The following is an 11,449-nucleotide window of genomic DNA, read 5'->3' on the forward strand; positions in this document are numbered from 1 at the left end:
GATTCGGTTTGCTTCAAGTACCTTCTTTTTTTACTTCCCCACTGATGATTATTCAAAACGCTGGCTTTGCCTCAGCCTAAAAAATGTTTACTTTTGTCCGACTTTGAAACGAGCCTTCAGCTCAATTCAGTCTTATAGCGAATAAACTGAAGAACTTCAGCATAAAAACAATACGATGAATATATCATACAAGTGGTTAAAAGATTATATCAATACTGACCTCCGCCCGGAGGAACTGGAAAGCATCCTGACTCAAACTGGACTTGAAGTTGGAAGTATTGATGAAGTTGAAAGCATAAAAGGTGGGTTGCGTGGTTTGGTTATCGGCCATGTGGAGACTTGCGAAAAGCACCCTGACTCTGATCACCTTAGCAAAACCACCGTTGATGTTGGCAACGGACAAATTTTACCCATTGTTTGCGGTGCACCGAATGTGGCTGCCGGACAAAAAGTGGTTGTAGCCACTGTTGGTACAACGTTGTATGATGGCGACAAAGAATTTAAAATCAAAAAATCAAAAATCCGCGGAGAAGTCTCTGAAGGGATGATTTGTGCTGAAGATGAAATTGGACTGGGAACCGGTCATGATGGCATTATGGTTCTTGATGCAGATGCTGCTGTTGGTACATCAGCAAGCGAATATTTCGACGTTGAATCGGACTATTGTATTGAAGTTGATTTGACTCCGAACCGAATTGACGGAGCGTCACACATTGGTGTAGCAAGAGATTTGGCAGCCTTCCTAAGTAAAGAACAGGAAATCAACTACACAAAACCGTCGGTTGATTCATTTAAGGTTGACAATAACTCGCTGGAAATCCCGGTTGAGCTGGTCAACCCGGAGGCTTGTGCACGGTACAGCAGCCTCACCATCAGCGGTGTTGAAATAAAAGAATCGCCGGAATGGCTTCAAAACAGATTAAAAGCAATTGGTTTATCGCCCATCAATAATGTGGTTGATGCAACCAATTATGTTTTATTTGAATGTGGACAGCCTCTGCATGCTTTTGATGCGGATGAAATTACAGGTGGTAAAGTTTTTGTGAAAACCATGCCTGCAGGAACCAAATTCACCACGTTGGATGAAATCGAACGTGAATTACACGAAGACGACCTGATGATCTGTAACACCGAAGATGCCATGTGCATTGGTGGTGTTTTTGGCGGCATTAAATCAGGAGTGAAAAATTCGACCAAAAATATTTTTCTGGAATCGGCTTGTTTCGATCCCGTTTTTATCCGGAAAACAGCCCGTCGCTTTGCTTTAAGTACCGACGCTTCATTCCGTTTCGAACGTGGAACCGATCCCAACAACGTTATATACGCGCTTAAGCGAGCTGCCTTGCTGATTCAGGAGATAGCGGGCGGACAAATATCAAGCGATATTGTAGACCTCTATCCGACCCCGATTGAAGATTTCAAAGTTGATGTGACCTTTACCAACATCAAACGTTTGATCGGAAAAGACTTAGGTGCTGAGCTGATAAAGCGAATTCTGACATCGTTGGAAATTAAAATTGAAGCGGAAACCGAAACCGGTCTTTCTCTTGCCGTTCCTCCCTACCGGGTTGACGTGAAGCGTGAAGCCGATGTTATCGAAGAAATACTTCGTATCTACGGTTACAACAATGTTGAAATTCCAACCCAGGTAAATGCGTCTTTACAATATTCGGTAAAACCCGACCCGGTAAAAATTCGCAATATTGCGGCAGACATGCTTTCAGCATTGGGATTCAACGAAATTTGGTCAAACTCACTGACCAAAGCGTCATACTATGAAAATCGTGAAAGTATTTCAGGGGAAAATACCGTGAAGCTTTTTAATCCGCTGAGTGCTGATCTGAATTCGATGCGCCAAAACCTCTTGTTTGGAGGATTGGAAGCGGTTGCTTACAACGCCAATCGTAAAAATCCGGATTTAAGGTTGTATGAATTTGGAAACTGTTATTTCAAAACCGGATCTGAGTTGATCGAGAATCCGCTGAAAAATTATACTCAGGAAGAACACCTGGCACTTTTTATTTCCGGGAAAAAAGAACGTGAAAGTTGGATCATTCCACAGAGTGAAAGTACATTCTTCCAGCTTAAAACATATGTTGAAAACCTGTTGTTGAAATTTGGCTTGAAAACTGATCGCCTAAAATTTGAAGATTTCAGCAACGATTTGATTACCGAAGGATTGATCTATGCAACCTACAGTGGTCGCAAGATCGTTGAGTTTGGTCTTGTTTCCCGGAAGTTGCAAAAAGAATTTGATATTGAAAGCCCGGTTTACTTTGCCGATATCCTGATGGAGAATCTGATTCTGGAACAAAAAAATAACAAAACAAGCTTCTCTGAGCTTCCCAAATACCCTGAAGTACGCCGCGACCTGGCCTTACTTTTGGATAAATCTGTTCGCTTCAGTCAAATCAGCGACCTGGCATTTAAAATGGAGCGAAAGCTTCTGCGCGCAGTCGACCTGTTTGATGTGTATGAAGGGAAAGGTGTACCGGAAGGAAAGAAATCGTACGCCATCAGCTTTATTCTCCGCGATGATGAAAAAACACTCAACGAGAAACAGATTGAGAAAATCATGGACAAGCTGATTAAAACATTCGACAGGGAACTTGGAGCACAGCTTCGCTAAACAATATCGAAAGCCATCGGATGTTCCGGTGGCTTTTTTGATAGAAGCGGAATTCGTAATTCACTCAAATTTTAATCGGTCAGCCAAAAAATGACAAACAGCCAAAAGGGAATTCTATTTGCCTGTATTACGGCAGTATTCTGGGGCTTTTTAGCAATTTTCTTAAAGATTGCTGTTCAAAAAGTGGAACCACAAACCATTGTGTGGTTTCGTTTCACCATTGCTTTCAGTGTACTCTTCGCCTGGCACCTGATCAAAAAGCCACGCGACTTAAAGATTTTAGTTCGCCCTCCAATTTGGCTGGTTATTGCAGCACTCGCTTTAGCCTGGAATTACATTGGTTTTATGCAGGCGATCAATTACACCACCCCTAGCAACGCCCAGTTAATTGTGCAACTGGGCCCTGTTTTGCTGGCCTTTGCCGGATTGATATTTTTCAAAGAGACATTGCGCCGCATTCAGATCGTCGGTTTCATACTGGCAACAATTGGATTTTTCGTTTTCTACAGCCAGCAACTACAACAAATGGTTGGCCAGCAAAACCGATATAACATTGGTGTGCTGTTTGCGATTAGCGCCGCAGTTTCTTGGGCAATATACGCTGTTATGCAAAAAAAGCTGGTCAACAAATTTTCAACTGAAACCCTAAACCTTTTTCTTTTTGGTTTTCCGGTTATCGCGTACCTCCCGTTTGTCAATTTTGATAATTTTATCGGATTGAATCTCGCTTGGTGGATCTTATTAATCTTTCTCGGGTTAAACACGCTCATTGCTTACGGTTCGTTGGCTCTGGCACTCAAATATACCCAAGCGAATAAAGTCAGTATTATACTGTTGATGAACCCAACCATCACATTTGCAACAATGGCCATTTTAACCAGCCTTCAGGTGAGCTGGATTGCCGGTGAAAATTTCACATTCCTCACTATTATTGGTGCATTAGTTATACTAACGGGCGCCATCCTCGTAATCAAGCAAGCTCCCAAAACAAGCTGAAATAAACAAATTCAAGCTATTTCTGATAATCCCACTATCAAATTGAGAAATCAAAAATCAGAAACTGTGGCAAAAGTTCTACAACTCTAGCATTTCAGCCTAATCCGGCAAGACTCAAGAACCTCATTTTCAACTATTTTATTTTTCAACGTACTTAATTACTATTCTGGCAAGATTATTTCATGTAAAGGTGCAATAAACAGGAGGTAATAATGGAACAACTTATTCAATCAAGAGATGGTGAAAAGTTCGTTAGAGAACCACTGATCACCCAACATTTGAAGAAAAGATGGAGTCCCCGCAGCTTCATCAGTGAACCAATGAACTTGAAAACTCTGCAACAGATTTTTGAGGCAGCTGCAACAAGCATGTCGAGCTACAACGAGCAACCCTGGAATATTATCCTGACACAGAAAGGAAATCCGCTCTATGAAAAACTGTTCAATTGCTTAAGCGAATTCAACCAGGAATGGGTAAGTACAGCCCCCTGCCTTGGAGCTGTCGTCAGCAAAAAATATTTCACTCAAAGCAGGAAAGAAAACCGACACCGCTTTTACGATTCAGGTGCTTTCATGGCCTATGCAAGCCTTCAAGCCTGTGAACTGGGTTATCAGATACATCAAATGGCAGGCTTCTCGCCGGGCAAATTGATGATGGATCTGAAAATACCTCATACATATGAGGCGGCAACGATGTTTGTTATTGGAAAACCTGGCTCTCCGGATAAGCTGCCGGTTAACCTTCAAAAACAGGAAAAACAGAAGTCAAGTAGAAAAGCCCTTTCATCATTCATTTTTAGCACAAGCTGGGGCGAATCTTACAACTTTGAGGAAGACTAGAAAACATTAAATCACGAATCACCTTCACAGGAACGTTTACTTGAATAGCATTGTTTTGACGGGATGACAACTCCCTCGAATATAAGCCCTGTAAATGCCTATTAAGGAAAAGCGACTCGGTCGACTCTTGATAGTACAAATGGAGCCAACTAGATTTGATTCTTTATGAATCATGTTTGGCAAAGTAAGTTCAATAAAAAAGTTATTAAACTTCTCTAAAACAAAATACCCCATGAGAAAAACCAATTTAAAAAATGATTTGCAGCGCATTTTGGACACCTGCAAAGATTCGGCAAACGTATTCATTTCAGCAGCCGACCATGTAAAATCCGAAGACTTAAAGAATACCTTGCTATTAATCGCCCTACAACGGAAAAATTTTGTTGAGTTACTAATCCGTGAAAGCTGGAAATCAGGATACGTGTTAGCTCCTATTTCCAGCTTGGGACACATTCTTCAAAAATCATTTCGAGCTTTCATGCAACCGTTCGCATCACTTGATGATGAGAAACTCATTATTTCTTGTCGGGAAAGTGAGGAGAAGCTTGTTGAGCTTTATGACATTACACTGATGAATGAAGATATTCCGATAAACCTCTACCAGTTGATCGTTGAACATCAGCAATTGGTTCGAATTACCATTAACGAACATCTATTTGTACCCGCACATGTTTAAATTGTAATGCGATTCGATCTATTTTCATAGTGATTAGTTAAGCCATGATCTGAATAAAATTGTCCGATTCGGACAAAAACTTCAAGACTAGAGCGACTGAAATCAGGAAGGTTTCGGTTCGAACAAAATAGGCGAACTGAGATTGATCCCAATTTCAACTTGCATGGCTGAAAAATGATTAAAAATAAAAATCAAACTCCCTAAATGGGTGTGAAAACTTTTAGGCATCGGGGTAAAATCTCCACGCCAACTTCCTCCATTTGTCCAATAATTTCCCCATCAACCTGCGCAACATGCCCCCTGCTATTGCGAACATGCAATTGTCGACAAGGATAAACATCGACATAATCCAAATGGTGAATCTCCCTTGTAAAAAAAGAAATGATCATTCCGATTAAATGCCACAAGCGATACGGTCGAATTAAAATAACTTCAAACCAGCCATCATTCATTTTTCCGGTAGGATTAATAGAAGCACCGGTTCCATATTTAGTGGCATTAGCCATCACGACCATATAAGCCCGTTTGCGGATCTTCCGCCCGTCAATCGTTAGTGTGAAACGAATTGGGCGTGCTTGAAAAAATGCTTTTAAATATTGACGGCCATATCCCCACAAGCCCCGAATCTGCTCTTTTTCGAAACGTTCGATTACAGCTGCGTTAATCCCGATATCACTCAAATGCAGCGAAATATGTTCCTCATTGACCTTTAGAACATCCAGAACGTCTATTTTTCCAGTCAAAGCAATTCGAATCGCCTCTTCCGGATCCTCAGGGATATCCAATTCTCTGGCCATACCGTTGGCAGACCCCATCGGGATAATCCCCATCGGCAAATCTTGATTTAATAAAACTTTCGCAACCATATTACAAGTTCCATCTCCACCAACAGCCAACACCCGATCAGGCATCCGCTGTTCAATTACTTCAGCAAGTTTTGACTCGTCATCCTCGCCTGTTGTATAGAATACCGAATAATTAAAATGAAAATCCCGCTTCAAATCCTTTATCTTCCCTTCAAGATCATCTTTATCAATATCGCCTGAGATTGGGTTGATGACAAATAGTACATGTGTGTTTTCCTTACTTGTTGTGTTTGGCATATCTGTTGCATTTTACCCTGACATATACTAAAACTCATGCCAAAGCAAATCCGGAATGACAGATAAAAACGTGCCTCCAAAATACCGAATGAAGAAAGAAACTGGAATTTGGGGGAAATTGAAAATCAAAATAAAGAATCACTTGGGATGGCAGGGAACACCTCTATTAATTCCGTACCGCGGATATGTTACAGATAAGCACATCTACATAAGTGGCTACCTGACAGAAGAAAAAGGTTTAGAAAAACCTTCCCCGAACGATTCAACCTGGGAAAATGCGTTAAGCATGCTAAAACGATACGCTAGCGAAAATCTTCCGCAAGTCGCAGTGAATATCCGGATTAACAGCCAATCAACAACTGTCGAGACATCCAACAATGGCATATTTAAAAGTGTTTTACTCAACCATAAACTAAAAACAAAAGATCATAGCCGGTGGGAAACTTACACGGTTTCACTTACTCCAGAGTCAACTGAAAAGGGCATGCAGAAATATGAAAGTGGAGAGTTTCTCGTACCAGGTAAAAAAGATGAATTTGGAGTAATCTCAGATATCGACGATACAATCATTGTCAGCCATTCAACACGGATATTGCGTAAACTTTGGTTGTTACTTTTCCGAAATTCCCGTACCAGAAAACCCTTTCCCGGAGTGGACGCCTTTTATAAAGCACTGGCCAAAGGGCCTGATGGCCAAAGTAAAATTCCTTTTTTTTATGTCTCTAGCAGCGAATGGAATTTATACGATCTGCTTGACGATTTCTGCTCGTTCAATGGACTACCAAAAGGCGTATTTTTACTGCGTGATTTGGAAACCGGCATTTTCAGCTTTCGAAAATCAGGTGGAGGCAATCACAAACATAAATATCAAAAAATTAGACACCTGTTTGAAATTTACCCAACGATCAGTTTTATTCTAATCGGAGATAACGGGCAGCGAGATCCGGAAATTTATGCCCGAATTTCCAGTGAATTTCCCGCCAGGGTAAAAGCCATTTACATAAGAACAGTACGCAAGCACAAACATGCAGAACGAGACCGAAAAATTCAGTCTCAAATGCAAAAAATCGGGGTTCCGATGATCATCACAACAGACAGTACCGAGGCTGCCAAACACGCAGCTCTAAATGGATTAACTTCAACGGAAAGCATTTTTGAAATCGCCAGGGATGCAGAAAAAGATATGGAAAGTTTGCTACAAAAAAAGGTGTTTGAAAAGGAATAATCCCTTCACAAACACCTTCTCTGAAATTGAGCGCTTCGCGCTATTTTGTTGTCAATTCAACCAATACAAACGACTGAGGTTTCATTTCCAGGCTTAAAACATTTCCTTTCAAAGTTACCTTACTTTTTTGTGGTACAACCACATCCGGGTTAGCCAATGTATTGTACGCCATCAAATCAGGTTGAAACAACTCGGTTAAATCAGCCTCTTTTGAAGCTAATTTCCCGCCTTTCAAACTAACCTGAATAGATTTTGCCTCAACCGAGGAATTCACGACTTTCAAATAAACCTTTTGGGCTGTGTGATCAACCGAAGCACTTGCATACAAACTATCTTGTCCGGCCATCACATCGCCATCAGACAACACCGGTAATACATGGTCTCCACGGTGTGTTGAGTACATTTGCTGCACGTAATAGTTTGGTGTAGCAACCGACGCAAGGTTGTCGAACCAAATCAAGTCAGGACGCCATTGCCAAGCATCAACATGTGCAAACAAGGGAGCATACGATGCCATTGAAACAACATCAGCATTACGTTCCAAGCCGGTCATAAATGCAGCTTCTGACAGAGCAGCCAACCAGTTATTATTTGAAGTTGGATCTTGATTTTCGACGCGTGTGTGACTGGCATACTCTCCGGCAAAAACTTTAAGTCCTCCGCGCTCGTAGCTGTCATATCGTTTTGCACTGTTGAAAAACCAATCCGGATCTTTATAATAGTGTTCATCAACCAAATCAGCATTACGGGTCTTTAATTCTTTCCACAAATATTCAAAACGATCTCCGTCAGAAGAAGGCCCTGAGCCCGAAACCAATTTAATCTCCGGATATTTCTCGTGCACTTTATTCGCAATTACATCATAACGCTCCAAATATTGGTCGCCCCATTGCTCATTCCCAATTCCCAAAAATTTCAGATTGAAGGGTTCCGGATGTCCCATTTCGGCGCGAAGTTTTCCCCATTTTGTAGAACTGTCTCCGTTGGCAAACTCAATTAAATCAAGTGCATCAGAAATATACGGTTCCATTTCATCCAAGGGAACCAATTCACCCGTATTATACTGGCAAGCCATTCCGCAATTCAAAATTGGCAAAGCCTCAGCTCCTAGATCTTCAGCCAACTGGAAATATTCGAAAAATCCTAAACCAAAACTTTGGTAATAATCAGGCGTGTGGCGATGCAGAAATTCGGTATTCCAACGATTAATCAGCACTTCACGCTCTTCGACTTCGCCAACTGTTTTCTTCCATTGGTAACGCATATCCAGGTGATGTCCTTCAACAATGCATCCACCAGGGAACCGCAGAAACCCGGGATGAAGTTCAGCCAGTTTTTCGGCCAAGTCGGCCCGCATACCATTCGGGCGGTTTTTGAACGTATTTACCGGGAACAACGACACATATTTAAAATCAACAGCTCCGTCTCCCTCCAATGAAATCTTCAGACTTCCCTTGGCAGCAGTTGCGTTCGCTTTTAAAAGCAATTCAACCTTAGTCCAATCATTATCCGTCAATTTTACAGTACTCTCGGCAATGCAAGACTTGTCATCGCCCAACAGCTCAACTTTTAGGTTTTGAGCATTACCTGCAGCTAAACGAACATCAAGCGTCAGGCGATATTCTTCACCCTCGTGAATTCCCATTCCACGGAACCCGTCATTTTGAATGAAATTTGCTTTTCCTGACTTCAACGCAGGTAGGCGTATAAAACGTTTTTGTGTTCCTTCTGCTATTTCATTGATAATACGAATGGAATCTTTGTGTGAAGTTCTCCAGCCCATCATTGGGTCATCGAAACCAAAAGAGCGGTTTTTCACCAACTCGCCATATAATCCACCGTCAGCGCCAAAATTAATGTCTTCGAAGAAAATCCCCCACATAGTGGGCTCAATCGCCGGTCCCGGCTTATTCAATTGTAATTCGATTTTTGTTTGCGCCTGAACAAAAACCGAGCTCATTAATCCTAACACAAGGATACTTGCTTTCAGGTTTTTAAACATGATTTGATCGTTTATATAATTTGTTAATCGCGTGTTGTTCTGATGGTGAACATTCAGAAACGACCTCCAAGATACAAATAAAAGTAATAAATACTTTTAACTGCACTGTAAAAATTTCGAATAGTGCTCACCCCTTCCGGAAACGCCGATATTAAGAAATACAACCGCCTGTCGGGATACGCTCATACAAATCAGAAAATTTTGACTTTGACGAACGTACGAAGGGTGGATGCCCGATCCGAATTAAGGAATGATTAATCTTCCGGTAGATTTCAGACAATAGCGAGACATTCATCATAAAGCTTATAATTTTGTCCAAAATTTTGAGACGATGTGGGTAATTTTGGCTTTGATTTCAGCGGTGCTGTTGGGTTTGTATGATGTTTTCAAGAAGTTATCTCTGAATTACAACGCTGTATTACCGGTACTGTTTTTGTCGACGGTTACTGCCGCTGTCGCGGTTTCCCCTATCGTTATTGGCTCCGTCTATTTCCCCGAAGCTTTTCAAAAGGTTCACCTTTACGTTCCTCCCATAACGGCACACGAACACCTGCTTATTTTTATCAAATCAGTTATCGTTGTTAGCAGCTGGATTTTTGCCTTTCATGCCATGAAGCATCTCCCCATCACGCTGATTTCCCCTATTCGGGCTACCGGACCAATCTGGACGCTAATCGGTGCAATTCTGATTTTTCAGGAACGCCTGAATCTCGTGCAATGGTTTGGAGTTTTGGTTACGCTCTGTTTTTTTTACCTGCTATCAACAGCCGGGAAACTGGAAGGCATCAGCTTCCGCAAAAATGTTTGGATTTTCTGCATCATTGCAGCCACCTTACTTGGAGCAGCCAGTGGCCTGTTCGATAAATACATCATGCGGCAAATCGACCGTATTGCCGTTCAAGCCTGGTTTTCGTATTACCAAGTCGTGGTTATGCTACCCGCAATAGCCCTGTTTCGGTGGAAACGTCCCAAAGCCGAACGTCCGCCCTTTGAATGGCGTTGGAGCATTCCTCTAATTGCTATCTTCCTGCTTTTTGCTGATTATGCCTACTTCTACGCGCTCAGTATCCCCGACTCCATGATTTCCATAATTTCAGCCTTGCGTCGAGGAGGAGTCTTGGTTGCCTTTGCAACAGGAGCATTGCTCTTTCATGAACGCAACATCAGACGTAAAGGAATATACCTGTTGGGAATTCTGTTAGGGATTCTGATTATCAGTTTCGGGACACATTAAAACCTAATTCCCCAATAGTGTTTGGCGAAACAGGAATCCTCTAGTAAAGTCATCTTGAGCAAGCAGACGGACATGACGTTTTCGTTAGTGGCTTTAAATTCTTCGAACACATTCGGCGAACACCGATTTGAAATACACATCCTAAAAAATCAACTTTCATTTTTGATTCCATTGTTTTCGTTCTAATTTTAAAGGAAAAAATGGAACACATTCTGATATACCAGGGAGATATCACTGAAATGCACGTTGATGCTATTGTTAACGCTGCCAATAAAAGTTTACTCGGAGGAGGTGGTGTCGATGGAGCCATTCACCGGGTGGCGGGTCCTCGTTTGCTCGAAGAATGTCGAAAGTTGAATGGCTGTGAAACCGGTGAAGCGAAAATAACCCAAGCATATAAACTTCCCTGTCGCTTCGTCATCCATACGGTAGGCCCGGTTTGGTACGGCGGAGAGATTGGCGAAAAAGAACTGTTGACCAATGCCTACCTGAACAGTTTGAAGCTAGCGAAAGAATACAAACTCGCAACCATCGCTTTCCCAAATATCAGCACTGGTGTTTATCACTTCCCGAAAGAACTGGCTGCAAAAATTGCCATGAAAACAGTCCAGGATTTCTTGTCAAAAAATGAGTTTCCGAAAACGGTTACTTTTTGTGTTTTCGATCAGGAAAACTTCGAGATTTACGAGCAATTGCTTCACTAAGCAAACTGGCAGTAAAAAAAAGGCATTGCTTTTGCTGATGC

General features: G+C 41.8%; 9 protein-coding genes. 7 read left to right on the forward strand and 2 right to left on the reverse strand.

Annotation, left to right across the window (positions count from 1 at the left end; translation table 11 throughout):
- The first annotated feature begins 175 nt into the window (after positions 1-175).
- The 4 genes from pheT to GJV22_RS14115 all read left to right on the forward strand — a co-directional run bounded on the left by pheT (position 176) and on the right by GJV22_RS14115 (position 5,140).
- Positions 176-2,629 (forward strand): phenylalanine--tRNA ligase subunit beta, encoded by a 2,454-nt coding sequence (pheT, locus tag GJV22_RS14100; RefSeq protein WP_163714704.1) that lies wholly within the window; start codon positions 176-178, stop codon positions 2,627-2,629.
- A 90-nt stretch (positions 2,630-2,719) separates the two neighbouring features.
- Complete coding sequence (locus GJV22_RS14105) at positions 2,720-3,625, forward strand: DMT family transporter (protein WP_163714707.1); 906 nt, start codon at positions 2,720-2,722, stop codon at positions 3,623-3,625.
- Between the two features lie 212 nt (positions 3,626-3,837).
- Positions 3,838-4,464 (forward strand): nitroreductase family protein, encoded by a 627-nt coding sequence (locus GJV22_RS14110; RefSeq protein ID WP_163714710.1) that lies wholly within the window; start codon positions 3,838-3,840, stop codon positions 4,462-4,464.
- A gap of 232 nt (positions 4,465-4,696) precedes the next feature.
- Positions 4,697-5,140 (forward strand): DUF2383 domain-containing protein, encoded by a 444-nt coding sequence (locus tag GJV22_RS14115; protein WP_163714713.1) that lies wholly within the window; start codon positions 4,697-4,699, stop codon positions 5,138-5,140.
- A 200-nt stretch (positions 5,141-5,340) separates the two neighbouring features.
- Here GJV22_RS14115 and GJV22_RS14120 read toward each other — a convergent pair whose 3' ends face one another.
- Positions 5,341-6,243: a diacylglycerol/lipid kinase family protein gene (locus GJV22_RS14120; RefSeq protein ID WP_163714715.1), complete on the reverse strand. Its 903-nt coding sequence runs from the start codon at positions 6,241-6,243 to the stop codon at positions 5,341-5,343.
- Between the two features lie 55 nt (positions 6,244-6,298).
- Here GJV22_RS14120 and GJV22_RS14125 point away from each other — a divergent pair, with 55 nt between their 5' ends.
- Positions 6,299-7,468 carry an App1 family protein gene (locus GJV22_RS14125; RefSeq protein WP_205461875.1) on the forward strand — a complete coding sequence of 390 codons (1,170 nt, stop codon included), beginning with the start codon at positions 6,299-6,301 and terminating at the stop codon, positions 7,466-7,468.
- A gap of 40 nt (positions 7,469-7,508) precedes the next feature.
- On the opposite strand, the gene GJV22_RS14130 is transcribed toward GJV22_RS14125, so the two are convergent.
- On the reverse strand, positions 7,509-9,470 hold the full coding sequence (locus tag GJV22_RS14130) for an alpha-L-arabinofuranosidase C-terminal domain-containing protein (protein ID WP_163714721.1): 1,962 nt from the start codon (positions 9,468-9,470) through the stop codon (positions 7,509-7,511).
- A gap of 331 nt (positions 9,471-9,801) precedes the next feature.
- Between GJV22_RS14130 and GJV22_RS14135 the strand changes: the two genes are divergently transcribed.
- A complete protein-coding gene (locus GJV22_RS14135) occupies positions 9,802-10,704 on the forward strand; it encodes an EamA family transporter (RefSeq protein WP_163714724.1) in 903 nt (300 codons plus the stop codon).
- A 200-nt stretch (positions 10,705-10,904) separates the two neighbouring features.
- Positions 10,905-11,408 (forward strand): O-acetyl-ADP-ribose deacetylase, encoded by a 504-nt coding sequence (locus tag GJV22_RS14140; protein WP_163714727.1) that lies wholly within the window; start codon positions 10,905-10,907, stop codon positions 11,406-11,408.
- The last annotated feature ends 41 nt before the right edge of the window (positions 11,409-11,449 follow it).

Source organism: Mangrovibacterium lignilyticum (assembly GCF_010882175.1).
In the GTDB taxonomy this organism is placed as follows: Bacteria; Bacteroidota; Bacteroidia; order Bacteroidales; family Prolixibacteraceae; genus Mangrovibacterium; species Mangrovibacterium lignilyticum.